Genomic DNA, 25,269 nt, shown 5'->3' with positions numbered 1-25,269 from the left:
CGAATTCGACATCCACCCGATCGGGGGATATCGTTCGCCGTCATCCGGCGACGACGTGTTCGAGCGGTCTGCCCCACTGCCCGAGATCCGCCCGAACCGCCGCGACCGCGGCCCCCACGCGGGTCGCCACGTCGAGTTTGGCGAGGATCCGGCCGACGTGTTCTTTCACCGTGTCGGGGCTGATGAACAGCCGGGCGCCGACGTCGCGGTTGGACAGGCCACAGACGATGAGCCGAAGGATCTCCCGCTCCCGCTCGGTCAGGCTCGACAACCTCTGCCGCATGGCGAGTTGCGCCGACGAGGCCGGCCGCGCCGAGGCGGTCACCGGCGCCGCGGCGACCACGACACCGGTCGCCACCAGCGTCAACGACTCCAGCACCGCCGGCACACCGAAGTCGGCGGTCAACACGGCATCGACACAGGCGATCCCGACGCGCGGCGTTCTGCGCTGCACGAGCAGTGCGAGCCGCGGCGGGTGATCCAGTGACCGCAGCTCCTGAATGAGCACGCCCAGGCTTGGCCGCAGACCTCCTGACGCTTCGAGCAGGACGATGTCGGGCCGACAGTGCCGCGCGTTCTCGACCAGCTCGCTGAAGGTCGAGGTTCGGACGAGCGCCACCCGCTGGTCGACACCGAGAACCTGCTCGAACTTTTTCCGTGTGGACGGGGAATCCGAGGCGACCAGTATGGTGCGCCCTCGCGGTGACACACACTCGGTTCCGCCGAAGACACAATCGAACTCGGTAATCGACATACCAGTCCCCTAGCTCAGTACTGACGAAATGCGAATCCAGCTGCTGGACAGCTGTCATCGACTACCACATCATCGGGGAAGCGCATGCAGTTCCTGCGCATTCAATCAATGCTCACAATCCGTTTATCCGGACCAAGGATATGCGCCGCTCGATCAGCTGCACACCCCCCCGACCGGGGGAGTTTACAGCTGTGGAGACGATGCGACAGCGGCACACCATCTGAAATGTTATGCAGTACAGTCGATCTCATCGCATTGCGGGCGGCATGCCATCGCGGAATGCCGCGTGCCCGGCCGGTGGCGCAGGAGAATCGGAGGGATTGAGCCAGATCCGCAGCAATTCCCTGCTCACCCGATCGGTATCCGTGTAGGCCGCGCGGGCGTGCACGATGACATTATTGTTCACCAGCTGGATTTCACCGGGATGAATATGCATGTCCACTTTGTTCTCGCGCCGGTTCGCGATCATGTCGAACGTGTCCAGCGCGAGTCGTTCGACCTCCGACACATGAATTCCGAATCGCTCCCGGGCGGACTCGATGAACTGACGGAGATAGTACCGGCAGGTCAGGCGATCGTGATGCCAGGCAAAGACCGAGTTGCGGTAATAGGGCAACTCGTCTCTCGACTGTTCATCGCGGCGGTCGTAATAGAACCCCGTGTAATACACACCCAGCAATTCGCGATGGTCGCGTACCAACTCGTTGTGTATTGTCATCGAGCTCGTGAGGCTGCTCTGCCCACCCGCCCCTGCGGAGTTGAGGCACAGCAGCCCGACGATGTCCGAGCTGTCGGTGTGAAACGGTAGCGACTCGTTCGTCTGATAGCCACGACTCGCGCTGTTCGCCAACCCCCCGTTGCCGTAGTCCGCCACGCGGACGATGACCTCACCGAGCCCGTTCTGCGTCACCGCGGTCCCGAGGTGCGCGCAGAGGCCCCAGTACATGGTCTCGACATCGATGCCGGGAATATCGGAATCGATCGGGAATCCGCTGAGCACCACGAATCCCCGCCCCTCGTCGAGCTCTCGGGAGACCTCGCGGAGTTTCGCGACCAGGCCGTCGAGTGGGAAGTCGTCGCGGGTGAGATCCCGGAAGGCCTTCCCGGTCGCCCGAGCGTGCTCGAGCGCAGCGAACAACTCGGCGATGTCGTCCGCGCTGAAAGCGACCGTCCACTGGTCGGGACCCGTGAAATCAGCACGCACCCAGGCAGCGGGTCCGATAATCGGCTTGGTATGCATGAGGTCCGAAACCGCGAACATGTCTATTCTCCCCGTTCCCTTTCCCCGATCTTCAGCGCCATATTGTCGGTGAGACGTGTGCTACCGACGCGCCCCGCGACCAGCAGCCGAGCCGGACCGGCGTCCGGCGCGGGCCCCAGTTCATCGTCGCGGACCTCGAGATACTCGACGTCGATCTCGACGACGGCGTCCAGGACGGCCCCGGCCGCCTTCAGGATCGCGTCGACACCGTCGCGCTGCGCCCGAACCCCGTCCATCAGCGCCGTCGAGAGCACCGCCGCCGTCTTCCGTTCAGCCGCACTCAGAAAACGGTTCCTCGACGACATCGCCAGGCCGTCATGCTCTCGAACGGTGGGTACACCGACGATGTCGATATCGAAATTCAGGTCTCGTACCATCTGCTGAATCAGCACCAGCTGTTGGAAGTCCTTCTCGCCGAAGAACGCTGACGTCGGTCGGGTGATCTGCAACAGCTTCGCGACCACGGTGAGCATCCCGGTCCACAACGCCGGGCGCGTGACAGCGTCCAGGTCGGCACCGGCAGGCCCCGGCACGAGGGTCGTGCGCCGACCATCGGGATACATCGCCGCGGCGCTCGGCGCGAAAACCAGCTCGACGCCGACCTCACTCAGCAACCGGACGTCCGACTCCAGGGTGCGTGGATAGCGATCGAAATCCTCACCGGCGCCGAACTGTAGTGGATTGACGAAAATCGACACGATGATGTCGTCGTGGTCCGCGCGCGCATGTTCCACCAATGCGAGATGCCCTTCGTGTAGCGCGCCCATGGTGGGAACGAGCGCGACCCTGCGGCCGGCCTCGCGCAGGTCCGCCGAGATCGCTGCCACGGTGGATGGATCGTGCTGCACCGTCGGCGTACTACCTACCATGTCGTTGCACCTCACGGATCGGAGCGAATTCGCCACCGCTGACGACCTGTGCAGCCGAACGGAGGTAGCGGGAGAACAGAATTTCTTCGTCCGGAACGATGGCCGGAATTGTCCGGACAAGCTTTGTCCGATTGATGAAGTGCCGATAGTCGATGTTGTCACACGTGCTGTTTCCTGCCCAGGTACCGCCACCGACGGACAATGTGCACGCCAGGCCGTTGTCGAACGCACCACTATTTCCGACGACGTGCGGCTGATTGACGATCACGCGCGCTACCCGCACCGTCGCGGCGACTCTTTCCGCAGCCTCCGTACTCACGGTATGGATTCCACACGAGTGGCCCGCCCCCTGATAGTCGAGAATGTTCCCTATCCGGCCCAATACTTCATCCAGGCCACCGTAGGAGTGCATGGCCAGTATCGGGGCCATTTTTTCACCACTGAACGGGTCGAGTTCATCACAGTCGGACAATTCGACCATGATGAATCCGACACCCGGCCGCGGTTCGATCCGGGCCGCCGAGAGCAATTGGTGCGCAGTTTTACCGACTACGTCCCGATTCAGCTTTCCATCGAGCCACATCAGGTCCCGCAAACGCTCGACCTCGGAGCCTTCGAGTAGTTGCCCGCCCGCATCGGACAACGCCACGGTCACCGCACCGTAGACGGATTCCTGAATGTGCAACACACTTTCCGATGAACAACTTATTCCATTATCGAAAGTCTTGCTCTTGACAATTTTTTCGACCGCCGCGACGATGTCGGCATCGGCGCAGACGATGATTTGCGGATTACCTTTTCCGACCCCGCTGACAGGAGTTCCACTGCGATAGGCCGCCCGTACGTTGGCTTCGGATCCCGTGACGACCGCGAAATCGGCGGCCACGATCAATTCGTCCGAACGAGCCTTGGTGACCGGATCGAGCACCTGGACCAGATCCGCCGGCGCGCCGATCGCCCCCAACTCGGCGCGAACGTATCCGACGAGTTCACGACAGGTGGAGAGAGCTCGCGGCGAAGGCGAAAGGACGACCGCGTTACGGCCTTTCAATATGTGCATCGAGATGTTGGCCGGCGCGGCGGCGGCATTCGTCGAGGGGCAGATCGCCGCCACCACGCCCATCGGTTTCGCGTACTCGACTATTCCAGCCGCGTCGTCACGATGGATCTCGCCGACCGAGACGACGCCATGAAGATCGCTGAGTGTACCCAGCGTTTTCCGCCTGTTCTTGTCGAACTTGTCGGAAACAATTCCCATTCCGGTGGACCGAACCGCCAACTCTGCCAGTGCACGAGCGCGCGTCGGCTCATAGATCGCCCAGCCCACCGCGGTGACGACTCGATCGACCTCGGATTGGCTGTACGCGTCGAATTCGCGCTGCGCTCGCCGCGCCCGCGATACGTATTCGGAGACTTCCACATCCGGCGGGCCGCTGCGCATTCTGTCGACAAGGTGTTGCACGGTCACAGTGAGGGTCCTATCGAAGCGGTTGGTCACATCTGGCCGGCAAACCGATCGACAGTCGACAATGCTTCGTCGACTATTTCGATTCCCAGCGCAAGATCATCCCGACTGATCGTCAGTGGCGGGACGATATGGAGACGGTTCATATGTATGAAGGGCCACGCACCGCGATCCATGATCGCCGCGCCGAGTTCGCGCATCGGCGAGGCCGCCTCGCCGGTGGCGTTGAACGGGACCAGGGGCGTGCGGGTTTCGCGGTCTCGCACCAATTCGATGGCCCACATCAGGCCGGCACCTCGAATATCACCGACCACGGGATGGTCATCCGCCAATCGCCGCAGGCGCGGTGCCAGAAAGTCCGCGCCGTCGCGGCGGACCTTGTCGAGGATTCCTTCGCGCTCGATGTATTCGATGGAAGCGACCCCGGGTGCGCACGCAAGTGGGTGTCCCGAGTAGGTGAGCCCACCTGCGTAGGCCCGCTCGGCGAAGGACTCGGCAACGGCCTCCGAAATGATGACGCCCCCGAGCGGGACATACCCGGAATTCACACCCTTGGCAAAGGTGATCAGATCCGGAACCACCCCCCATCGGTCGACGGCGAACCACTCCCCGAGTCGGCCGAAGCCGGTCATCACCTCGTCGGCGATCATCACTATCCCGAATTCATCGCACAGCGCGCGGATACCCGCGAGGTAGCCGTCCGGCGGAACGAGCACACCGTTGGTGCCGACCACCGGCTCGACAATGATCGCCGCGATCGTTTCCGGCCCTTCCAGCCGAATCGTTTCGGAGAGGTGGTGCAGTGCCCGGGCCGATTCCTCGATCTCGGTGCACGAAAGGAAGGGGGACCGATAGAGATAGGGGCCGGTGAAGTGCACGGATCCGGCGACCGTCGGCTCGTTCGGCCAACGGCGCGGATCCCCGGTCATCGCGATAGCGCCGGCCGTGGCCCCGTGGTAGGAGCGGTAGGACGACAACGTCTTCTGGCGTCCGGTGTGCAGCCTTGCCAGGCGCACCGCGTTCTCGTTGGCCTCAGCCCCGCCCGAGGTGAAGAAGACGCGGCCACGCGATATCGGGGCGCGGGCCACGATCAGGCTCGCGAGCTCGGTTCTGACGTCGTTGTCGAACTGGGGCGAGACCGTACACAAGACCTCGGATTGCTTGCGCACAGCACTCAGCAGATCAGGATTCTGATGCCCCAGATTCACGTTCACCAGCTGCGACGCGAGATCGAGGTACTGTCTCCCGCTCTCGTCCCAGAACCAACTCCCCAGTGCGCCTGCGATCACCGGCCGGTCCACCCGCGCCTGTGCCGACCACGAGTGGAAGACCGGATCGTATTCGTCCATCAGTGACTCACTGGAAGGAATGGTCATCGTCAGGGAATGTCCGGGACTCGATGGCGTTCATGTACTCCTCGACGCACACCCGCAGCGCATCCCCGACGGCACCGAAACGCTTGGCGAACTTCGGCTTCGGGCCATCGGTGAAACCGGCCATGTCCTGCCAGACGAGGACCTGCGCATCGCAGCCGCTGCCCGCACCGCATCCGATGACCGGGATCGAGAGCAGCGCGGCGATCCGGCCGGCGATCTCCGCGGGAACCATTTCCAGCACCACCGCGAATGCGCCCGCCTGCTCGACCGCTTTCGCGTCCCGGACGAGGTTCTCGGCCGCCTCGTCGCCACGGCCTTGAACCCGAAATCCACCGAGCGCGTGCACGCTCTGTGGCGTGAAGCCGATATGGGCCATGACCGGGATGCCCGCGCGCACCAGGGCGCTGATCTGCGGCGCCACCGCCTCGCCACCTTCGAGCTTCACCGCGTGTACGTTCCCTTCCCGCATGAAGGACGCCGCATTCGTCAACGCGAGCTCGTTCGATGCCTCATAGGTACCGAATGGCATGTCAGCCACGACCATCGAGCGCGTGGCCGCGCGGGAGACCGCACGCACCAGCGGCATCATCTCGTCGAGCCCGACCTGCAGCGTGGTGTCGTAGCCGTAGACGACATTCGCCGCGGAATCACCGACCAGCAGTACCGGCACACCGGCCGAATCGAAGATCCGTGCTGTGGAGTAGTCGTAGGCGGTCAACATCGCCCAGGGTTGTCCGGCATCCTTCCACTCCCGGAGTTGATTGATCCGCACCCTGCGCTTTCCGGAATGCAGTGTCGGAGCTCCATAGAGCGTATCCATCTCCTATTACCTCCCCATATAGCAGAACTGTTGTTATCCGCGCTATTTGATTGCCGTCAGATATTCTGTCCAGTCGGACATGTTGGCCTCGCCGGAAGCCGCCCTCGGAATCGTTTTCCCATAGGCGTTCGACAATTCTCCGGGAAGGGTCGACCGCACCGTCCAGCCATGAGATTCAAGCCATCGAGTGGGATCACTGCGCTCGTCGGTATAGAATAGTTCGGTTACATCTATTCCACCCATCAGATCTTTGTTGATCCCTCGACCTTCGACGCGGACGACCCGCTCGATATCCAGTCCGGATACGAATGTGTCGACCGCCAGTCGACTGCCCGGCGCCGACAATGCGTGGATCCGCTCGAACAGGGCATCTTGCGCGGCGCCGGGTAGGTATCCGAGGAGTCCTTCACACGACCATGCGGTCGCCCGTGCCGCGTCGAAGCCGGCCGCACACAGCCGACTCGGCCAGTCGTCGCGCAGGTCGACGGCGACCACCTGTCGCTGCGGGCCCGATTCGATCTCGTGTGCTGCGAGAACGCGATCCTTGAACTCGAGCACCCTCGGCTGGTCGATCTCGAAGACGACCGCTCCGGGTGGCCACGGCAACCGCAACGCTCTGGCGTCGAGCCCGGCGGCGACGATCACCGCCTGCCCGATCCCCTCGGCGGCCGCCGACAAGAAGAATTCGTCGAAATGCTTCGTGCGCAGACTCATATGATCGATCGGAAAAGAAGATCCAGCCGTCAGCGTAGGATCCGTCAGCGCGCGGGAGAAGAATGTGTCGCCCGCCGCTTCGACAAAGAGCCGAGCAAAATCGTCCTGTACCAGTGGATCAGGTTCGGCCGCTCCCAGTGACCGTAACGTCGCAACGAGCAACGCGGTTGCACCGACGCTGGTCACAATATCCCAATCGTCACCATCTGTACGCATGATGCCTCACGATCTATCGAAAGATGACACGCTTCATCGGCTACCTTCCGGCACCCTTCATCCGATGTCTCGGCATTTCTGACCGGATGGGATGAAGCGTATGTCAGCGACCCCGAGTCAGGCATCCCCCCGTCCAGGTGGATGCAGATCTCGAAGTGGTCTGCGTAAGGTTTGATTCGAAGTCGGCGGATCAGAAATCGGGGGCATTATGCCAACGCTGTTAGAAGTCACCACCCAACTTTTCCTGCAGGTCGCTGTCATCTTGATCGCGTATCGGATTTTTGTTCTTATTTTTCGGAGACTGGGTCAGGCACAAGTCGTCGCGATGATGGTCGCGGGATTCGCGTTGGGTCCGTCGGTGCTCGGCTGGGTGGCTCCGTCGGTACAGGAGTGGATCTTCCCCACCGAACTGGTGGTCGAGGGCGCGGCCGTTACCCACCCGAACCTGACCGCCATCTATGTGATCGGCCAGCTCGGACTCGTGCTCTACATGTTCATGGTGGGGGCGTCGTTCAAGCTCGACATCCTGCGATCCCACAGTCGGCAGGCCACCGCGACATCGGCCGCCGGCGTCGTGGTGCCCATGGTGCTCGGTGGCGTGACCGGATGGCTGCTCGTCGATGCAGGCGGATTCTTCACCGCGGAAGTCGAGTCATGGCAGGGCGGACTCTTCCTCGCCGCGGCGGTGGCCATCACCGCTTTTCCGATGCTGGCCTGGATCATCTACGACGCGGGGCTGCTGAACACCCGGCTCGGAACGATGTCGCTGTCCTGCGCGGCGGTCGATGACGCGTGTGCCTGGGTGCTGCTCGCGACCGTCGTCGCGACGACACAGGATTCCATGAGCGGGGCGCTCATCGCCGTGGGCGGCGGAGCGATCTATTTCCTGTTCATGGTGACCGTCGCCCGGCGGCTGCTGGCCCGCTTCCACACCTGGACAACGTCGCAGACTCGCCAGGAGGAATCCAGCTCGATCCCGATCAACTACCTCTCGGTCGTCCTGATCGTCATTGTGCTGGCCAGCTGGTTCACCGACCTTGTCGGCATCTACTCGGTCTTCGGAGCGTTCGTCGTCGGCGCTGTGATGCCGCGCGGCGAGCTACTCGACCGCGTCCTGGAACGTTTCGAGCCTCTGGTCGCCTATTTTTTTCTCCCCGCCTTCTTCGTCTATTCCGGCCTCAACACCGAGTTGAGCCTGATCTTCCAACCGGCGGTACTGGTCGCCGGGGTGGCCGTCCTCGCGGTGGCGTTCGCCGGAAAGTTCGGTTCGGTGTATCTCGCGGCTCGATGGCAGGGCATGAGCCGACGTGAGGCCGGTTCGATGGGCGCCCTGGCCAATGCTCGCGGTCTCATGGAGCTGATCCTGCTCAATATCGGCCTCAACGCCGACCTGATCACCAGCCAGCTCTACACCGTCCTGGTCCTGATGACGATCATCACCACGTTTGTCGCAGGCCCGCTCCAGCGGCTGTTCGAACGGAGCGCATGGCGAAACGGGTTCGTCTTCGGACCGTCGGGTGAAGCACCGAAGCCCGACCACTCGGAGCAGGCAATCCCCCTCGAACAGACACCTGCCCGATGACCGACGAACGCCGGCGACACGCCACTTCGCCTGCGACAGGAGAGATCATGGCGATCGATGTTCCCGGATTCAGGATCGGGCACTGGACGGACCCGATCGGCGAGACAGGCTGTAGCGTTCTGCTCTTTCCCGAGAACACGACCGCATCCTGCGAGGTGCGCGGTGGCGCCCCGGCGAGCCGCGAGCTCGACGCGCTCGCCCCGGACAAGATGGTGACCTTCGCCGACGCGGCGGTGCTGACCGGCGGCTCGGCTTTCGGGCTCGCCACCGCCGACGGCGTCATGCGCTTTCTCGAGGAACGCGGCCGCGGTATAGCGACACCTGCCGGCCCGGTGCCGATCGTGCCGACGCTGGCGATCTTCGACCTCGCCGCGGGCAGTTCCGCCGCCCGTCCCACTGCCGCGAACGGGTACGCGGCCGCGTGCTCGGCCGCCGAGGACCAGCCCACCTCCGGTCGCGTCGGGGCCGGAGCGGGTGCCTACACATCGCAGTGGCGCGGTCCCGCCGGGCGGCGTCCGGGCGGCATCGCCTCCGCCCAACGCCGCCTCGATGATCTGGTCGTCGGCGCGGTCTGCGTAGTGAACTCCTTCGGCGACATCGACGACGGAACGACCGAGATCGATCTGGGAGCGATGACCCTCGCACGGCCCGTCGATCCCACAGCATGGACACACACGACGGTCGGCGTGGTGGTCACCAATGCCAGGCTGGACAAGATGGGCTGTCACATCGTGGCCCAGGGCGCGCACGATGGGTTGGCCCGGGCGATCACTCCGCCCCATGCCCGGTTCGACGGTGACGGCTTCATCGCGGCCGCGACAGGCCGGGTCGACGCCGATGTCGACCTGGTACGGCTCATGGCACTGGCGGCTGTCACCCAAGCCATTCGGTCGATCCGGCCGCGGTAGCGACGCGGCACCGGATCGAGCTCACTCCTGGCCGCCCACTATGGCGACTGTCACATTCCGGGACCCCGATGCATTGGTACCGTTGGTACTATCCAGAGTGCGAGAGTTCCACGGGGGGAACAACAATGGCGATCGAACCCGAGCCCCGCGAATCCTCGACCAGAGTCGCACAACCACCGCCGCTACCACCACGAGCGACGATCAACTCGCTGCCGGCCCTGCCGCAGCAGCCGCGGCATTCGACTCTGTTATTGGTCACCGAAACGCCTTTGCTGCGAACACAATTCGAAGCGGCTGTGGCCGCTGCCGCGGACTTCACGCTGGCCGGAACGTGCCGCGTGCGCGATACAGTCGCCGCCCACGAGCGACTGCGACCCGATATCGTGATCGTGGACGGCGCTGTGGAATCGAACCGTGAGTGGCCCGGCGCGGCCGTTCGGTTGCAGGAACTCGAGTACCCACCGATGATCACTCTCGTCATCGACCGGGATACCGAACCGTCGCCGCTTGCCGACCGGGTGGATGCCGTGTTGTCGGTGAAGCTCGGAATCGCGGCCGTGCTAGAGGCTTTGCGGGTCCTGAAACTGGGGGCGGTGGTTTCTGTGGGGCCCCAATCACCGATATGCGCGGTAGATATGACCGCGAGCGATCTGGCGGAGCAGCTCTCGACCCTGACCAGAAGGGAACGCGAGATCCTGACGTTGATCGCCGACGGATTGTCCAATCGTCAGGTGAGCGACCGGCTGTTCATCAGCCCGAATACCGTCAAGGAATACGTCAGCCGGATTCTCGGCAAGCTCGGGGTTACCAGCCGTATCGAAGCCGCTGTGCTCGCGGTGCAGGCGGAGATCCATGGGATTGCGGAGACGCGATAGTAGGAGCCGGATTCAGCTCCGCAGCGCGGCGATCAGCGCGGGACTCAACGCCAGCGCGGGCAACGACTCGACCAGCAGGTCGACCAGCGCCTCGCGACTGATCGGCTTGTCGATCATCCAGGTGAGGATGGTCTCCTCGACAAAGGCGATCCAGCCACGAATGGCCAAGGTGAGCCGGGCCAGATCGGGATCCTCGGGCGGCAGCGGCAGTTCGCTGACGATGAGATCGGCGATGGCGCCGCGGGTTTCGTTGACATAGTCGGCCATATCGGGAGTGACGCTGGCAGGCCCGCGCAGCACGGAGCGGTAGGACGCGGAGTGCTCGGTGGCGTAGTCGACGAACCGTTCGATCGAGTCGCGCAGCATGTCGAACAGCGACAGTTCGCGGTTGGGCATGATCGCGGTGAAGAACTCGGTGCTCACATGCCGGGCGATCGCCTCGTGGAATTCCTGCTTGGAGGCGAAGTAGTGGAACAGCAGCCCGCGCGAGATGCCGGCCTGCTTGGCGATGTCGTCGACCGAGACGTCCTCGAGCGACCGGTCGACCAGCATCTCGGCACCGAGGGTGATCAGCTGCAGCCGACGCTCCTCGGGACTGAGCCGCACACGTTTCGTCTCTCCCGCACTCCTGGTACTCACAACGGTCATCCTAGCCACTACTGAATCTGGTTCAATAGCTGTTGACTCCGTCTCAATAAGGCCGTAGTCTGCAGTATATGAGTCGTAAGGTTACAGACAACGTTGTCGAGCCCCGGGTCGCCGAAACCCGCCACGTGAAGACGATCATCGTCGGCAGCGGGTTCGCCGGGCTCGGCCTGGCCATCCGGCTGCGCCAGGAGGGTCGCAACGATTTCCTCGTGCTCGAGCGCGGCAGCGAAGTCGGCGGCACCTGGCGCGACAACACCTACCCCGGTGCCGCCTGCGACGTGCCTTCGCACCTTTACTCGTACTCGTTCGCGCTGAACCCCGACTGGACGCGCTCGTTCTCCAAGCAGGGCGAGATCCAGTCCTACATCAAGGGTGTCGCCGAGAGCTACGACGTGCTCGACCGGCACATCTTCGACTGCGATGTGCAGAGCATCCGCTGGAACGATGCCACCGCGCAGTGGGAGATCGGCTCCACCAAGGGCAACTTCACCGCCGACACCGTGGTCTCCGCGGTCGGCGCGCTGTGCGAGCCGTCGCTGCCCGATATCAAGGGCATCAACGACTTCGAGGGCGAGATCTTCCACTCCGCCCGCTGGAACCACGACGCCGACCTCACCGGCAAGCGCGTCGCCGTGATCGGCACCGGCGCCTCCTCCATCCAGATCGTGCCCGCCATCGCGAGCAAGGTCGCCACGCTCGACGTCTACCAGCGCACCGCGCCGTGGCTGCTGCCGCGCTCGGATCGCCCGTATCTGCTGCCCGAGCGGCTGGCGTTCAAGCACATCCCCGGGGCGCAGCGCCTCTCGCGAGCGGCCATCTACGCCATCCGTGAGACCCAGGTCGTCGGCCTGACCAGGTTCCCGGTACTGATGAAGGCCTTCGAAGCCATCTCGCGCGCCAAACTGCAGATCGAGATCCGCGATCCCGAACTGCGCAAGAAGGTCACCCCGAACTACCGGATCGGCTGCAAGCGCATGCTGATCTCCAACGAGTACTACCCCGCGCTGGATCGCGACAATGTCGACGTGATCACCGACGGCATCGCCGAGGTGAAGGCGGGCTCGATCATCACCAAGGACGGCACCGAGCGCGAGATCGACGCGCTCATCGTGGCGACCGGCTTCCACGTCACCGACTCCCCCGTCTACGAGACGGTGGTCGGCCGTGACGGTCGCTCACTGTCGGAGGTGTTCGACGAGGTCGGCCAGCAGGCGTACAAGGGTGCCTCGATCGAGAACTTCCCGAACATGTTCTTCCTGGTCGGCCCGAACGTCGGCCTCGGCCACACCTCGATGGTGTTCATGATCGAATCGCAGATCAACTACGTGGCCAGCGCGCTCGCGACCATCGACGCCAAGGGCCTGCACACTGTGGAGGTCCGCAAGGACGTCCAGCAGGCCTACAACCGCGAGCTGCAGGACAAGCTCGCCAAGACCGTCTGGAACACTGGCGGCTGCGCGAGCTGGTACCTGGACAAGCACGGCAACAACACCACCCTGTGGCCCGACTTCACCTTCCGGTTCCGCAGTCTCACAAGACAATTCGATGTCGATGCCTACAATGTGACAACCTCTGACGCCTCGCGCGCCGACGATCAGAAAGTGGTAGCCCAGTGAGCAAAGATGCTTACTTCACGAACAAGGTATGCGTGATCACCGGAGCCGGTTCCGGCATCGGCCGCGCACTGGCCGAGAACCTGGCCGCCCGTGGCGCCAAGCTCGCGCTGTCCGATATCGACACCGAGGGCTTGGCCCAGACCGTCGCCTCCTGCGAGAAGCTGGGCGCGCAGGTCAAGTCCGACCGGCTCAATGTCGCCGAGCGTGAGTCGTTCCTGCTCTACGCCGATCAGGTGAAGGCGCACTTCGGTGTCGTGCACCAGATCTACAACAACGCGGGCATCGCCTACCACGGCGACGTGGTCAAGACCGAGTTCAAAGACATCGAACGCATCATGGATGTGGACTTCTGGGGCGTCGTCAACGGCACCAAGGCGTTCCTGCCGCTGCTGATCGAGTCCGGCGACGGCCACGTGGTCAATGTCTCCAGCCTCTTCGGCCTGGTCGCCGTGCCCGGCCAGGCGGCCTACAACTCGGCCAAGTTCGCGGTGCGCGGCTTCACCGAGGCGCTGTTCCAGGAGATGAAGATCGCCAAGGCGCCGGTCAAGGTCACCTGTGTGCACCCCGGCGGCATCAAGACCGCCGTCGCCCGCAACGCCACCTACGCCGAGGGCATGGACGGCGCCAACGCCGCCTCGCTGTTCGACAAGTACCTGGCGATCCACAGCCCGGAGATGGCCGCGCAGACCATCACCGAGGGTGTGCGCAAGGGCCAGGCCCGCGTGCTCATCGGCTGGGAGGCCAAGGTGCTCGACGTGAGCGTGCGCTTGCTCGCCTCCGGCTACAGCCGGATCTCGGCCGTGGTCAACGGCCGCTTCATGCCGAACTGAGAAGATCCAGGAAACTCCATGCGCGAGTTCAAGATTCCGCTGCCGATCGCCCGCATAGTGCTCGACCCGGTGTTCCGGGTGACACTGAACGCGCGGCTACCGGTCGTGGTGCAGCGCGTGCTGCTCGACGCGGTCTCGCGGCTGCAGCCGGTGCCCGACGGTTCTGTGGTGCAGCATCTGCAGCTGGGTGGACGCCCGGCCGAGCGCGTGATCGCCGAGACCGCCATTCCGGGTTCGCGTACCAGGGCGGTCCCGCCGGAACGTGCCGCGGGCGCGATCTTGTACCTGCACGGCGGCGGCTACGTGGTCGGATCGATCGGCACGCACCGTTCGCTGGTTGCCGGGCTCGCGCGCGAGACCTCCTGCGCGGTGTATTCGCTGGACTACCGGCTGGCGCCCGAGCACCCGTTCCCGGCCGGGCTCGACGACGCCGAGGCCGCGTTCCTCGACCTGGTGGGCAACGTCGGCTACCGGCCCGAGCAGATCTGCCTTGCCGGTGATTCGGCGGGCGGCGGCCTGGCGATGGCGCTGGCCCAGCGGCTGATCGAGCGGCATCAGCTGACGCCCGCCGCACTCGGCCTCATCGCACCCTGGGTGGATCCCACCGAGGTGCCGAGCAAGGACCGCGACCTGGTGATCAACCGGGCGTGGTCGCGGGCGTGCGCCGCCTACTACCTCGGCGACGCCGCCGCAACCGAAGCGGGTTACGCCCCGCTGTCGGGAAACCTGATCGGCCTGCCGCCCACCTATGTGCAGGTCGATGTGAGCGAACTCCTGCACGACCAGTGTCGCAAGCTTGTCTCAGCCTTGCGTGGAGCGGGCGTGCACGTCCGCTTCACCGAAACCCGCGGCCTCTGGCATGTCGCGCAACTGCAGGCCGCGCTGGTCACCGAGGCAGCGCTGGCCCTCAGCGAACTCGCAGAATTCCTGCGAGAAGCAATTCAGCCGGTATCGATAGACGATTTACGATAAAGCCTGGTGACGACCAATTCGGGCGGCGATATCGCGACCCGGCCGAACGTGTCGTAGATTACTGGCGAGTAGAACCCACTGGAAGGGCACAGATGCGAGAGTTCGAAGTTCCGGCTTCCTACACCATCCCGGACGATGCGAACAATTCCGACAACGTCTTCCGCTTCGCGCAGGAGACGCCGAACACGGTCTTGTTCAACGTCCCGAACGGCAGCGGCGGCTGGAACGACGTCACGGCGGCACAGTTCGAGAAAGCCGTCATCGGCGTCGCCAAGGGCCTGATCGCCGCAGGCATCGGGCTGGGCGACCGCGTCGCGATCATGGCGGCCACCCGCTACGAGTGGTCGCTGCTGGACTTCGCGATCTGGGCCGCCGGTGGCGTGACCGTCGCGATCTACGACAGCTCGGCCGCCGAGCAGGCCAAGTGGATCCTGCAGGACTCCGAGACCAAGCTGCTGGTCGTCGAGAACGACAAGCACCGCGCCACGATCGAGGAGATCGAAGCCGGTTCGCTGCCCGCGCTGGCCGAGACCCTGCAGATCGACAAGGGCGCCATCGACACGCTCATCGAGCGCGGCGCCGAGCTGGACGACTCCGTCGTGCACGAACGTCGCAAGCAGGTCGGCGCGGCCTCCCCCGCGACCCTGATCTACACCTCGGGCACGACCGGCAAGCCCAAGGGCGTGCAATTGACCCACGCGAATCTCTACGCCGAGTCCCGCTCCGGCGGTATCGAGCTGTCCGCCTTCGTCACCGAGGGCCAGAAGACGCTGCTGTTCCTGCCGCTGGCGCACGTGTTCGCCCGCGCGGTCGCACTGATCTCCTTCGATTCCAAGGTGACCATCCGCCACAGCTCGGACTGGACCACCCTGGTCGAGCAGTTCGGCGACTTCAAGCCGGACTTCATCCTCTCGGTGCCGCGCGTGTTCGAGAAGGTGTTCAACTCCGCCAAGCAGAAGGCGCACGACGGCGGCAAGGGCAAGATCTTCGACGCGGCCGCGGAGACCGCCATCGCCTACAGCACGGCGCTCCAGACCAAGGGCGGCCCCGACCTGCTGCTCAAGCTCAAGCACTTCGTCTTCGACAAGCTGGTCTACAGCAAGCTGCGCGCGGCCCTCGGTGGCCAGTGCCTGGCGGCCGTCTCCGGTGGTGGCCCGCTGGGCGCGCGCCTCGGCCACTTCTTCCGTGGCGCGGGCGTGACGATCTACGAGGGCTACGGCCTGACCGAGACCACCGCCGCGTTCACCGTGAACACCCCCGCGTTCATCCGGGTCGGCTCGGTCGGTCGCCCGATCCAGGGCCATGCGGCCAAGATCGCCGAAGACGGCGAGCTGCTGCTCAAGGGCTCGGTCGTGTTCGACGGTTACTGGGGCAACGCCGAGGCCACCGAGGAATCCTTCGTCGACGGCTGGTTCAAGACCGGCGACCTCGGTGCCATCGACGACGACGGCTTCGTCACCATCACCGGCCGCAAGAAGGAAATCCTGGTCACCGCGGGCGGCAAGAACGTCTCCCCCGCGATCCTCGAGGACTCCCTGCGCGCGCACCCGCTGATCAGCCAGGTCATGGTCGTCGGCGACGGCCAGCCCTTCATCGGCGCGCTGATCACCCTCGACCCGGAGGCCCTGCCGGGCTGGAAGGATCGCAACGGCGTCGCCGCCGACACCGCGATCGAGACCCTGATCGAGAACCCGACGCTGGTGGCCGAGGTGCAGGCCGCGATCGACGAGACCAACAGCAAGGTCTCCAAGGCCGAGGCGATCAAGAAGATCCGCATCCTCCCGGTCGACTGGACCCAGGAGGGTGGCGAGCTCACCCCGAAGATGTCGCTCAAGCGCGCCGTCGTCATGAAGCAGTACGCGGGCGAAGTAGACAAGATCTACTCCTGACCCTCGCATACGAAAGGCCGGTTGCGCTCCCGCAACCGGCCTTTCGGCTGTCTAGAACCGTTGCGCCGCGAATTGTGCCGCGGTGACGGTCATTCCGTTGATGCCGTAGAGGGTGTGCAGGGCATTGGGTTGGGCGAGTGGGGAACCGTCGCAGATGTTGTCCGATTCGATACACAGGTCGATGGTCTTGTCCTGGTAGAGCGCGCCGATCGAGACCGCGGGCGCGTCCGCGTCGCGCATGAACCGGTCCGACGGTTTGCCGAACAGCGCGACCGCCGCGACATGCTCGGCCACCTCGGCCGCCATCGGCTCTGGCAGGTACGTCTCGTACTCCGGCGGCACGCCCTCCGGCACATCGGCACCGGTCGCGAACCCGGCCAGGGCCGCGCCCTGGGAGTACCCGCCGAGGACGATCCGGGAGTTGGGGCAGTTCGCCGCGATGTATTCGACGCGGCGCTGGGCATCGCTGATCCCCCGCACGACGGTGTGCGCGAAGGCGAGCCGGTCGGTGAAGTCGCTGCTGGCCGGGTAGTCGACGCCGTACGAGCCGACCGAGCGCCCGCCCGCGTTCGCCCGCAGCGCTTCGACGAAGGAGATACCGGTCAGACCGAGTTCGCCACCCGGCTCGGCGGTCCCGCGAGCGAAGACCACCTCGATATCGGAACAGGGCGCGGCGGTAGCGGATTGGATGGGCGATACCAGGGGAATCGCGGCTGCCAAGAAGACTGCAGACACGAATCGCGAGAAGGAACGTGCTGTCATGCCGCGCAGACTACCGACCGCGAGCATTCACCATCGTCTCCGGTCCCGGCGACGCGCCGCCGCCGCAAGGGTGGGTGCGCATTCGCCTGGCGCTGTCAGGCCGGACTCACCTGCACGGATCGCAGTACGCGCAGGCCCGCGACAGCGATCGCGAGGTCGGCTGCTATCTCGAATAACGCTGCGAACCAGGAGAATCCGGTGACGCCGGCGCTCGGCGGGGCGTTGATGAAGCTGTCGCTGAGTGGGCCGAACCAGTCCGGGAGCAGGTGCACGATCGTGAAGCCGGCGGCGCTCGCGAAACCGATGAACACCGCGGCGCGCGGGGCCGCCGAGTGGCCCCGGAACACCAGGACCACGGTGAGCAGCGCGAAGAGTAGTTGCAGGGTGCCGAGGGCGTTCACGAGTTGGGAGGTGGCGTCCATGCCACGGCGTAGATGGTCGGCGCCGTGGACCACGAGTGCGACGGCGAAGACCGCCGCGGTGGCGCGCAGGGTCGAGTCCGGTGTTGTCTCGGTCATGAGGTCTCCTACCGGGCGGGATCATTTCTACTACGCAGTGTAGTTTTCGGCGGGCGCATTCGGCAGGCGTTCGGCCGTCACGAAATGGTCACCGGTGCGATCCGGTCCGCGACGTAGGCTCGATCCATGGCGTTCTTGCGGGCAGTGGCCGGGATCGTGGCCGCTGCGCTGGTACTCGGCGTGGCGGAGCTGGTCGCGGTGTTCACCGGGGCCGGTAGTGCGCCCGCGTACGCACTCGGGGCGACGGTTGTCGACCACACGCCCGACGGGATCAGGGAGTGGGCGATCTCGACCTTCGGGACGAACGACAAGGCCGTGCTGTTCGTGTGCATGGGCATTGTCGCGGTCGTCGTCGCGGGGCTCGCCGGGATCTCGGAACGGACGGCCCGGCCGATCGGGTCGGTCGCGTTCGCGGTTTTCGGGGTGATCGCCGCTGTCATCGGCGCCGGCAGAGTTGGCGGGTTCGCCGGCGCGCTGCCCGCACTGATCGGTACCGCCGCCGGAATTCTCGCATTGCGTGGGCTGACCAGGCGGATCGACGACGCACCCGATGAAGCTCGGTCCCGCACCGATGCGACGATCGCGGGAGCCGGGCGGCGGCGCGTGCTCGGTGGACTCGCGGCGACCGGGTTGCTCGCTCTCGGCGCCGGGCTCGCGGGCCGACTGCTCGGCGGTACCCGCCACGATGTGACAGCCGAGCGCGAGACCGTCGAATTGCCAAGGGCCGCAACACCGTTGCCGGACCTTCCGCCGGACGCCGATCTGCGGCTACCCGGGCTCACCTCGTACATCACCCCCAACAGCGACTTCTACCGCATCGACACCGCGCTGATCGTTCCCCAGGTGTCCACAGACTCCTGGTCCCTGCGCATCCACGGCATGGTCGAACGCGAAATCCAGCTCAGCTGGGACGATCTGCTGCGCCGCACTCCGGTGGAGCACCTGGTGACGCTGGCCTGCGTCTCCAACCCGATCAACGGCGACCTGATCGGGAACGCCCGCTGGCTCGGCTACCGTCTCGACGAACTCCTCGCCGAAGCAGGCCCGCTCCCCGATGCCGACATGGTGCTGTCCCACAGCAAGGACGGCTGGACCGCGGGCAGCCCACTGTCTGTGCTCACCGACGGCCGCGACGCGATCCTCGCCATCGGCATGAACGGCGAACCACTGCCCGTCCAGCACGGCTATCCCGCACGGCTGGTCGTCCCCGGCCTCTACGGATACGTCTCCGCCACCAAATGGGTCACCGAACTCGAGGTGACCCGCTTCGACAAGGCCACCGCCTACTGGACCCGCCGCGGCTGGTCGGCGCAGGGCCCGATCAAGACCGGCACCCGCATCGACACCCCGCGCGGCCGCGGCCGGATCCCGCAGGGCCGCACCGCGATCGCCGGTGTCGCCTGGGCCCAGCATCGTGGCGTCACCGGCGTCGAGGTCCAGGTCGACAACGGCGACTGGCGCCCCGCCCGCCTGTCCACCGAAGTCACCACCGACACCTGGCGCCAATGGGTCTACGACTGGGACGCCACCCCCGGCCAGCACACCCTGCGCGCCCGCGCTACCGACAACACCGGCCTACCCCAAACCGCCGTCGAACAAGACGTCGTCCCCGACGGTGCCACCGGCTACCCCACCCTCACCATCCAGGTGCAATAGCTGTCGTCGCACGAGAAGATGCCCGAAGAGGCTGCCAGTTGCTGGCAAGATGGTGCGTGTTCGGGCACGAATCCGCACAACTTAGGAGCGCACGTGTCCGCCATCTTCGACTGGGCGACCAGCGACAACTTGCAGCCGGAGCCGGTGACCCTGGAGATCTGGCGCAAGCTGCCCGAGGACTACTGCCGCCAGGTCGAGGTAGTCAACGGTGACATCGTGCGGGCTGAACCACCGAACCGCGCACACCAGAAAGCCGCGCGACGCCTGGCAGATCTGGTGGAAGCCGCAGCGCTCGGCCACGTCAACCAGTACGGCGGATGCCTGGACGTGGATACGGACTTCGACGTGGTGCTGTGGGAGTTTCCGCGAGCCACGATCCGGCGTCCAGATGTCGCATTGTTCGACTGCGCCCCGAACGACTTGCGCCCACTCCCCGCATCGCTGGTGAAGATCGCGATCGAAGTGGTCTCGCCCGGCACCGAAATGGTCGACATCGCCGACAAGAAGACCGAATATGCACTGGCGGGAATCCCCTGGTACTGGCTGGTGTGGGTAGCCGACAACAGCGTCAGCATGATCAAGATCTTCGTCCTCGATCACGTACTCGGTCAGTACATCCCGCACCTCGAGTTGCAGCCGTCGGGCGGCGAGTCGGTCATCGACGCGCCGGTCCGCTGCCAGATCGACTGGAAGCGGTTGAGCGACCTGGTTCTGTGAGCCCGTCTGCCCGTCGCACACATGGGTGCGCAACGGGCAGACGTACTTCGCGATCAGACCGATGCATCTGCTTTCGCGCGGTCGGACCTGCCTGCGCCGGACTTTCCGTGGCCGACGAACAGTGCCGAGGCGACGACGCCGATCAGCAGGATCGCTGCGGGCAGGATCATCGACTGGGCCAGCGAGGTGCTGAATTCGTCGACGATCTGGGGCGGGAGCGGGCCGGTGGCCGCGCCCTCCCCGACCGGGCCGCCACCGCCGAGACCGTTGGCGGTCAGGCGGGCGGCGATCAGGGCGCTGATCGCGGCACTACCGAGAACCGAGCCGACCTGGCGGGTGGTGTTGTAGACACCGGCGCCCGCACCGGCCTGGGCGACCGGCAGGTTGTGGGTGGCGGTCGTGGCCAGCGGCGCCCAGATGCACGCGTTGGCCAGACCGGCGACACCGGCGGCGATCAGGAACCAGATGATCGACGAATCCGGCGTCATGAGCACGCCGAAGATGAAGACCGAACCGGCGAACAGGGTGAAACCGATGGTCGGCAGCAGGCGCGGTGGCATCCGGTCCGAGATCTTGCCGATGAACGGCGCGGCGAAACCGGTGATGATCGCCATCGGCGCGAAGACCAGCGCCGAGACCGTCGGCGTCATCTCGCGCACCGACTGCAGATAGAAATACGTGGGCACCATCATCGAGGTAACCGCGGCGCCCATCGCGGCGATCGCCAGGTTCGACAGCGCGAAATTGCGGTCGCGGAACAGGCTCAGCGGCACCAGCGGTTCGCCGGAGTTGCGCGCCTGGTTGATCACGAACACGACCAGCATCACCACACCGAAGCCGATCAGCAGCCAGATCCGCAACGACCAGTCCTGCGAATTGCCCTCCTGGATACCGAAAACCAGTGCGAGCATGCCGACTCCGCTGAGGATCACGCCGACGATGTCGAACTTGTGGTCGCTGGTCGGCAGCGCGGGCACCAGCCACACGGCCAGCCCGAACGCGATGATGCCGACCGGCACATTGACGAAGAAGATCCACTCCCAGCCCAGGTTGTCGACCAGCACGCCACCGAGGATGGGGCCGATCAGCGTCGCCAGCCCCGCGACGCCGCCCCACAGGCCCATCGCGGCACCGCGCTTGTCCGGCGGGAAGGTGCGGGTGATCACGGCCATCGTCTGCGGCGTCATCAGCGCGGCGCCGATGCCCTGGGCGGCGCGGGCGGCGATCAGCATGCCGATGCTGCCGGACAGACCGCACCACAGCGAGGCGGCGGTGAAGATCGCCAGGCCGATCAGGTAGATGTTCTTCGGCCCGAATTTGTCCCCCAGACGGCCGGTGACAAGCAGCGGCACCGCGTAGGTGAGCAGATAGGCGCTGGTCACCCAGATGACGTTGGAGATATCGGTGCTGAGCTCGGTCATGATGGCCGGATTGGCGACCGCCACGATCGTCATATCCAACAGGATCATGAAGAACCCGACCACCAGCGCGAAGAGCGCTAGCCACGGATTACGTTGGGTGGTCATCGAATTCGTTCCAATCGGGGGGAGGGATTCAGCTTCGGGCAGCCCAGCGGGGTCTGGGCGCGGCGTCGGGGTGATCCCCATCCGGCCATTCGTTGGCGTGATCGTCGGTGATCCGTTCGCCGGTGACGGGGTCGAATTGCTCCCATGGCACGGCACCGCTGCCGAGTTCGGCGGCGAAGCCTTCGATCCACGTGAGTTCGGCGTGGATATTGGCGCGAATGTATTCCAGGACAACGTAATAGCGGCGCGGGACGGCGCGGCTGCGCGTCCAGTCGAGCAGCACGTCCATGTCGGTCCGCGACTGGCTCAGGTATTCCACACGCTCATCGAGCAGCGCGACGACCTGTTCTTGCGGGAGGGTGTGCGCCTCGGCCAATGCCACCCGGAAAATCGGATACTCCTGCACCGGCGTACGCAGCAGCTCGGCGATCCGCCCCCGCAGCGCGGTACGTCCGGAATCGGTGATCCGATAGGTGGTCCGCTCGGGCCGATTCCCGGCCCGGCCGACCCCTTCCGCCGCCACCATCTCGTCGTCGGCCAGCCGGGACACCGCGTGATACAGCGACCCCGGCCGCACCTTGACCAGCAGATCCTCCCGCCGAGCGATCAACAGCTGATACATCTCGTACGGATGCATCGGCCGCTCATCGAGCAACGCGAGCACCGCGATAGCCAACGGCGTCATCGCGTTCCGCCCAGGCTGCCCCACCCCGCCACCTCCACTCAGCTCTGTGTTCCAGACCAAATATTCCAGTAGGAATATACGGAGTGGAACATAGCATGGCAAGGCTGAAACCAGCCGATGCCGCCAGAACCGCCGTAGACTTACGGCAGTCGAACATGACGATCTGGGGGATCACCGTGGGGGCACTTCGATTCCGGTCCGCAGCCACCGCGTTGCTGGCTGTCGCCATCACAACCACCAGCTGCGGCGACCTGGAACGAGCACTCAACCGCGGCGGCGCCACCCCCTGCCGCGACTACCTCGATCAGGACGCGGACGACCAGCGTCTGACGATCACGAAATTCATCCAGGATCGCCGCAACAACAACGAGGACCTCACTCCCGCGACCATCGACGTCGCACGAGGCGGCGTCAACATGCTGTGCTCGATCCCCTCGAACGCCGACGTTCCTATCGAAGACGCCACCCTGAAGGGCATCGAAATCCGCATCACCCCGACCCGCTGAGGTCGCCGAAAGACCTGCCTGCCAGGACTACGGGACCAGCACCATCTCCGGGTTCAGCAACGTGGCAGGCAGCTGGGCGAGATCGTCGTATCGGCCCAGCGTCGTATCGAAGAAGCCGCGCAGGTAGTCGAGTTGCACGTCGAGCGACTTGTGCGGATCGATGGTGCCGACCGTCCGTGACGCGGCTGCGGCGGGGACGAGGCCCGCGGCGACAAGTGGAGCGGCGATCAGCGGGGTGTCGCAGAACGACAGATGTTGTGCGCCGTTGAGCTGGAAATTCAGTTTCGGGCCGTGGCTGGTGGCCCACAACTGATTCCAGCTCGCGACGTTGTCACGGTTGCGGCCCTCGCGGCTGATGAGCAGGAAGGGACGGTCCAGCCCGTCGGTGACGACCGAGCCCCAGAGGCGCCCATCGAGGTTGGCCGCTGCGGCAATCCGGCGGTCGTCGTGCATCGCTTGCGCCGCGGTGGCGCCGCCGAGGGAATGTCCGAACATCCCCACCTTCGATACGTCGAGCACGCGGGCGAGGTTCGCGGGGAGCGGGTGCTGGTCGGCATCCGGGTTGTTCCCCGCGGTGATGTCGGCGAGCCTGTCGAGCACGAACCGTGTGTCGGCTACCCGCGTCGCTGTCGCCTTGGTGCCCTGAGCCTCGACTTCGCCGGGATCGGTGGTCGGCGGCAGCACGCTGCGTTCGATCCGCCCGTCGGGGAATTCCGTCGCCAATGATTCGTAGGTGTGGCTCAGGGTCACTACGACGAAACCGTGGCTGGCGAGGTCTTCGGCGTGAGCTGTACTCAGCTCACGCGGCATCCCGAGACCCGGCGAGAACACAACTACCGGCCGAGGCCCACGCGAGGTCTCCGCGGGCGCGCCGAGGTGACCGTGGCTGGGCGCGACCGTCAATCGTTCCGTCGACGCCGCACCGATCTGAGCAAGACTCTCGGCATAGATGCGGGTGAGACCGGGAGAAAGCCAAGGCCGCGCGGGCGCTCCCGTCACATCGGCGGCGGGATACCAGACGCTGACCATCAATTCGCGCGGCACAGTCGGCTTGTACGGATCGGGCCGCGAGGTATCGACCAAGCGCAGATCCACCACACCGATCGCCTCCGAACCAGAGGGTTCCGGCAGTGACACGACCACCGAGTCCTGTTGCGGCAGTTCTGGTTCGGCGTGTGCTACGACGTCGACCGTGGTCAATGTCAGTAGAGCCAGAACCGGAATGCATCGAAATATTTTCGTCCACACAGCTATTCACTCCCCAAGCGTTGAACTCGCTACCCTTCGGCCGGTCAGCCTAGCCGCGTCGGCTCCTGGCCGGATCCGCTGAGACAGGACGACCGTTCTCATCGAACAACGGCCTGCCCGACATGCTCGAGTCGGCTACCGTCAGAGGCGAATGTTGGAGGGGAGCAAGACAATGCAGCATCATGCCGGGAATTTCCGTGCTGTACGGGGGCTGGGTTCGGCCTTCGTGGCGCTCGCGGCAATCGTGGTCGTCGTCCAGTGGGCTGCCGTGGTTCTGCGGTGGATCGGTTACCGAATTGTCGCGGCACGCTACGACGGTGATATCGGTAGCGCCGACTACAACTGGGCGCGCGACACGCTGTTCCCGATCGAGGTGGCCCTGTGGCTGACGTCGTTCCTGGCGATGCTGGTGGCTTGGATCGTCGTGACCGTCTGGCTGTCGCGTGCGCGGGCCAACGCCGACAATTTCGCCCCGGCCGCGCACCATCTGTCGCGCCCGTGGGCGTTCTGGGGTTGGGTGGTTCCGATCGTCTCGCTGTGGTTCCCCGCTCTGTTCGTCCACGATGTCGACACAGCGTCGGCACCGCGGCGCCGCAGCCAGGGACTGATCGCGACCTGGTGGCTCACCTGGGTCCTCGCCTGGATCGCCTTCTGGGCAGGCGTCGTCTCGCTCCGCATGCCCGACGACCACGACACCATTCAGACAATGCGCGACTCCGAAGTCGACGGCCTGTTCATCTTCAGTGCGAGCCGGTCGGCGTCGGCACTGCTGTTCACCGTCGCCGCGGCGTGCCTGATCGCGGTCATCCTGCGGATCGGCCGAGCCCAGGCCGCTTGGTCCAGCACTGCTTCCTGA

General features: G+C 65.1%; 24 protein-coding genes. 11 read left to right on the top strand and 13 right to left on the bottom strand.

Going from position 1 to position 25,269, the window contains the following annotated elements; translation table 11 throughout:
- Nucleotides 1-40: 40 nt before the first annotated feature.
- From ACFWPK_RS14580 to ACFWPK_RS14550, 7 genes are all read right to left on the bottom strand, one after another.
- A complete protein-coding gene (locus tag ACFWPK_RS14580) occupies nt 41-709 on the bottom strand; it encodes a LuxR C-terminal-related transcriptional regulator (protein WP_378915556.1) in 669 nt (222 codons plus the stop codon).
- A gap of 292 nt (nt 710-1,001) precedes the next feature.
- Nucleotides 1,002-2,015 carry a TauD/TfdA family dioxygenase gene (locus ACFWPK_RS14575; protein WP_378915555.1) on the bottom strand — a complete coding sequence of 338 codons (1,014 nt, stop codon included), beginning with the start codon at nt 2,013-2,015 and terminating at the stop codon, nt 1,002-1,004.
- A 2-nt stretch (nt 2,016-2,017) separates the two neighbouring features.
- Entirely contained in the window at nt 2,018-2,884 is an 867-nt protein-coding gene (gene panC, locus ACFWPK_RS14570; RefSeq protein WP_378915553.1) for a pantoate--beta-alanine ligase, read from the bottom strand.
- Nucleotides 2,874-4,352 (bottom strand): aldehyde dehydrogenase family protein, encoded by a 1,479-nt coding sequence (locus ACFWPK_RS14565; RefSeq protein WP_378915551.1) that lies wholly within the window; start codon nt 4,350-4,352, stop codon nt 2,874-2,876. The genes panC and ACFWPK_RS14565 overlap by 11 nt, the downstream gene beginning before the upstream one ends.
- 26 nt (nt 4,353-4,378) lie before the next feature.
- Nucleotides 4,379-5,725 carry an aspartate aminotransferase family protein gene (locus tag ACFWPK_RS14560; protein WP_378915549.1) on the bottom strand — a complete coding sequence of 449 codons (1,347 nt, stop codon included), beginning with the start codon at nt 5,723-5,725 and terminating at the stop codon, nt 4,379-4,381.
- Nucleotides 5,706-6,545, bottom strand: a complete 840-nt coding sequence (panB, locus tag ACFWPK_RS14555; protein ID WP_378915547.1) for a 3-methyl-2-oxobutanoate hydroxymethyltransferase — start codon at nt 6,543-6,545, stop codon at nt 5,706-5,708. Before panB ends, ACFWPK_RS14560 begins: the two co-directional genes overlap by 20 nt.
- Nucleotides 6,546-6,587: 42 nt before the next feature.
- Nucleotides 6,588-7,475, bottom strand: coding sequence for a class I SAM-dependent methyltransferase (locus ACFWPK_RS14550; protein WP_378915545.1), 888 nt, complete (start codon nt 7,473-7,475; stop codon nt 6,588-6,590).
- Between the two features lie 208 nt (nt 7,476-7,683).
- Here ACFWPK_RS14550 and ACFWPK_RS14545 point away from each other — a divergent pair, with 208 nt between their 5' ends.
- The 3 genes from ACFWPK_RS14545 to ACFWPK_RS14535 all read left to right on the top strand — a co-directional run bounded on the left by ACFWPK_RS14545 (nt 7,684) and on the right by ACFWPK_RS14535 (nt 10,840).
- Complete coding sequence (locus ACFWPK_RS14545) at nt 7,684-9,057, top strand: cation:proton antiporter (protein ID WP_378915543.1); 1,374 nt, start codon at nt 7,684-7,686, stop codon at nt 9,055-9,057.
- A gap of 47 nt (nt 9,058-9,104) precedes the next feature.
- Nucleotides 9,105-9,965, top strand: a complete 861-nt coding sequence (locus tag ACFWPK_RS14540; protein WP_378915541.1) for a P1 family peptidase — start codon at nt 9,105-9,107, stop codon at nt 9,963-9,965.
- 125 nt (nt 9,966-10,090) lie between these two features.
- A complete protein-coding gene (locus ACFWPK_RS14535; RefSeq protein WP_378915539.1) occupies nt 10,091-10,840 on the top strand; it encodes a response regulator transcription factor in 750 nt (249 codons plus the stop codon).
- Between the two features lie 12 nt (nt 10,841-10,852).
- Here ACFWPK_RS14535 and ACFWPK_RS14530 read toward each other — a convergent pair whose 3' ends face one another.
- A complete protein-coding gene (locus ACFWPK_RS14530) occupies nt 10,853-11,488 on the bottom strand; it encodes a TetR/AcrR family transcriptional regulator (RefSeq protein WP_378915537.1) in 636 nt (211 codons plus the stop codon).
- Nucleotides 11,489-11,556: 68 nt separating this feature from the next.
- On the opposite strand from ACFWPK_RS14530, the gene ACFWPK_RS14525 reads away from it, so the two are divergent.
- From ACFWPK_RS14525 to ACFWPK_RS14510, 4 genes are all read left to right on the top strand, one after another.
- Complete coding sequence (locus tag ACFWPK_RS14525) at nt 11,557-13,104, top strand: flavin-containing monooxygenase (protein ID WP_378915535.1); 1,548 nt, start codon at nt 11,557-11,559, stop codon at nt 13,102-13,104.
- Nucleotides 13,101-13,934, top strand: a complete 834-nt coding sequence (locus tag ACFWPK_RS14520; RefSeq protein ID WP_378915533.1) for an SDR family NAD(P)-dependent oxidoreductase — start codon at nt 13,101-13,103, stop codon at nt 13,932-13,934. The genes ACFWPK_RS14525 and ACFWPK_RS14520 overlap by 4 nt, the downstream gene beginning before the upstream one ends.
- 18 nt (nt 13,935-13,952) lie before the next feature.
- Complete coding sequence (locus ACFWPK_RS14515) at nt 13,953-14,906, top strand: alpha/beta hydrolase (protein ID WP_378915531.1); 954 nt, start codon at nt 13,953-13,955, stop codon at nt 14,904-14,906.
- A 92-nt stretch (nt 14,907-14,998) separates the two neighbouring features.
- The gene (locus ACFWPK_RS14510) at nt 14,999-16,795 is read left to right on the top strand and encodes an AMP-dependent synthetase/ligase (RefSeq protein WP_378915529.1); all 1,797 of its coding nucleotides are present in this window, start codon (nt 14,999-15,001) and stop codon (nt 16,793-16,795) included.
- Nucleotides 16,796-16,846: 51 nt separating this feature from the next.
- Here the strand turns inward: ACFWPK_RS14510 and ACFWPK_RS14505 are convergent, their stop codons facing one another.
- Together ACFWPK_RS14505 and ACFWPK_RS14500 are read right to left on the bottom strand one after the other, a co-directional pair.
- Complete coding sequence (locus ACFWPK_RS14505; protein ID WP_378915527.1) at nt 16,847-17,557, bottom strand: cutinase family protein; 711 nt, start codon at nt 17,555-17,557, stop codon at nt 16,847-16,849.
- A 95-nt stretch (nt 17,558-17,652) separates the two neighbouring features.
- Nucleotides 17,653-18,075, bottom strand: coding sequence for a hypothetical protein (locus ACFWPK_RS14500; RefSeq protein ID WP_378915525.1), 423 nt, complete (start codon nt 18,073-18,075; stop codon nt 17,653-17,655).
- Between the two features lie 126 nt (nt 18,076-18,201).
- Between ACFWPK_RS14500 and ACFWPK_RS14495 the strand changes: the two genes are divergently transcribed.
- On the top strand, nt 18,202-19,731 hold the full coding sequence (locus ACFWPK_RS14495; RefSeq protein ID WP_378915523.1) for a molybdopterin-dependent oxidoreductase: 1,530 nt from the start codon (nt 18,202-18,204) through the stop codon (nt 19,729-19,731).
- Between the two features lie 93 nt (nt 19,732-19,824).
- Nucleotides 19,825-20,448: a Uma2 family endonuclease gene (locus tag ACFWPK_RS14490; RefSeq protein WP_378915522.1), complete on the top strand. Its 624-nt coding sequence runs from the start codon at nt 19,825-19,827 to the stop codon at nt 20,446-20,448.
- A 53-nt stretch (nt 20,449-20,501) separates the two neighbouring features.
- Here ACFWPK_RS14490 and ACFWPK_RS14485 read toward each other — a convergent pair whose 3' ends face one another.
- Together ACFWPK_RS14485 and ACFWPK_RS14480 are read right to left on the bottom strand one after the other, a co-directional pair.
- Nucleotides 20,502-21,974, bottom strand: coding sequence for a DHA2 family efflux MFS transporter permease subunit (locus ACFWPK_RS14485; RefSeq protein ID WP_378915520.1), 1,473 nt, complete (start codon nt 21,972-21,974; stop codon nt 20,502-20,504).
- A gap of 28 nt (nt 21,975-22,002) precedes the next feature.
- Nucleotides 22,003-22,659, bottom strand: a complete 657-nt coding sequence (locus ACFWPK_RS14480; RefSeq protein WP_378915518.1) for a PadR family transcriptional regulator — start codon at nt 22,657-22,659, stop codon at nt 22,003-22,005.
- A 155-nt stretch (nt 22,660-22,814) separates the two neighbouring features.
- On the opposite strand from ACFWPK_RS14480, the gene ACFWPK_RS14475 reads away from it, so the two are divergent.
- Nucleotides 22,815-23,165, top strand: coding sequence for a hypothetical protein (locus tag ACFWPK_RS14475; protein ID WP_378915516.1), 351 nt, complete (start codon nt 22,815-22,817; stop codon nt 23,163-23,165).
- 27 nt (nt 23,166-23,192) lie between these two features.
- Here the strand turns inward: ACFWPK_RS14475 and ACFWPK_RS14470 are convergent, their stop codons facing one another.
- Complete coding sequence (locus ACFWPK_RS14470) at nt 23,193-24,365, bottom strand: alpha/beta hydrolase family protein (protein WP_378915514.1); 1,173 nt, start codon at nt 24,363-24,365, stop codon at nt 23,193-23,195.
- 220 nt (nt 24,366-24,585) lie between these two features.
- On the opposite strand from ACFWPK_RS14470, the gene ACFWPK_RS14465 reads away from it, so the two are divergent.
- Nucleotides 24,586-25,269 carry a DUF4328 domain-containing protein gene (locus ACFWPK_RS14465; protein ID WP_378915512.1) on the top strand — a complete coding sequence of 228 codons (684 nt, stop codon included), beginning with the start codon at nt 24,586-24,588 and terminating at the stop codon, nt 25,267-25,269.

Origin of the sequence: Nocardia sp. NPDC058519 (assembly GCF_042719755.1) — a bacterium.
GTDB lineage: Bacteria > Actinomycetota > Actinomycetes > Mycobacteriales > Mycobacteriaceae > Nocardia.
Note: the sequence above shows the minus strand (reverse complement) of the source record. Positions and strands in the feature narration are given on the sequence as shown.

Bases quoted from the DNA above. Each gene is read 5' to 3' on its own strand.
- ACFWPK_RS14495 (WP_378915523.1), top strand. From the start codon at position 18,202: ATGGCGTTCTTGCGGGCAGTGGCCGGGATCGTGGCCGCTGCGCTGGTA.
- ACFWPK_RS14500 (WP_378915525.1), bottom strand. From the start codon at position 18,075: ATGACCGAGACAACACCGGACTCGACCCTGCGCGCCACCGCGGCGGTC.
- ACFWPK_RS14465 (WP_378915512.1), top strand. From the start codon at position 24,586: ATGCAGCATCATGCCGGGAATTTCCGTGCTGTACGGGGGCTGGGTTCG.
- ACFWPK_RS14515 (WP_378915531.1), top strand. From the start codon at position 13,953: ATGCGCGAGTTCAAGATTCCGCTGCCGATCGCCCGCATAGTGCTCGAC.
- ACFWPK_RS14480 (WP_378915518.1), bottom strand. From the start codon at position 22,659: ATGACGCCGTTGGCTATCGCGGTGCTCGCGTTGCTCGATGAGCGGCCG.
- ACFWPK_RS14510 (WP_378915529.1), top strand. From the start codon at position 14,999: ATGCGAGAGTTCGAAGTTCCGGCTTCCTACACCATCCCGGACGATGCG.
- panC (WP_378915553.1), bottom strand. From the start codon at position 2,884: ATGGTAGGTAGTACGCCGACGGTGCAGCACGATCCATCCACCGTGGCA.
- ACFWPK_RS14535 (WP_378915539.1), top strand. From the start codon at position 10,091: ATGGCGATCGAACCCGAGCCCCGCGAATCCTCGACCAGAGTCGCACAA.
- ACFWPK_RS14550 (WP_378915545.1), bottom strand. From the start codon at position 7,475: ATGCGTACAGATGGTGACGATTGGGATATTGTGACCAGCGTCGGTGCA.
- ACFWPK_RS14560 (WP_378915549.1), bottom strand. From the start codon at position 5,725: ATGACCATTCCTTCCAGTGAGTCACTGATGGACGAATACGATCCGGTC.
- ACFWPK_RS14530 (WP_378915537.1), bottom strand. From the start codon at position 11,488: ATGACCGTTGTGAGTACCAGGAGTGCGGGAGAGACGAAACGTGTGCGG.
- ACFWPK_RS14485 (WP_378915520.1), bottom strand. From the start codon at position 21,974: ATGACCACCCAACGTAATCCGTGGCTAGCGCTCTTCGCGCTGGTGGTC.
- ACFWPK_RS14545 (WP_378915543.1), top strand. From the start codon at position 7,684: ATGCCAACGCTGTTAGAAGTCACCACCCAACTTTTCCTGCAGGTCGCT.
- ACFWPK_RS14505 (WP_378915527.1), bottom strand. From the start codon at position 17,557: ATGACAGCACGTTCCTTCTCGCGATTCGTGTCTGCAGTCTTCTTGGCA.
- panB (WP_378915547.1), bottom strand. From the start codon at position 6,545: ATGGATACGCTCTATGGAGCTCCGACACTGCATTCCGGAAAGCGCAGG.
- ACFWPK_RS14525 (WP_378915535.1), top strand. From the start codon at position 11,557: ATGAGTCGTAAGGTTACAGACAACGTTGTCGAGCCCCGGGTCGCCGAA.
- ACFWPK_RS14475 (WP_378915516.1), top strand. From the start codon at position 22,815: ATGACGATCTGGGGGATCACCGTGGGGGCACTTCGATTCCGGTCCGCA.
- ACFWPK_RS14575 (WP_378915555.1), bottom strand. From the start codon at position 2,015: ATGTTCGCGGTTTCGGACCTCATGCATACCAAGCCGATTATCGGACCC.
- ACFWPK_RS14540 (WP_378915541.1), top strand. From the start codon at position 9,105: ATGGCGATCGATGTTCCCGGATTCAGGATCGGGCACTGGACGGACCCG.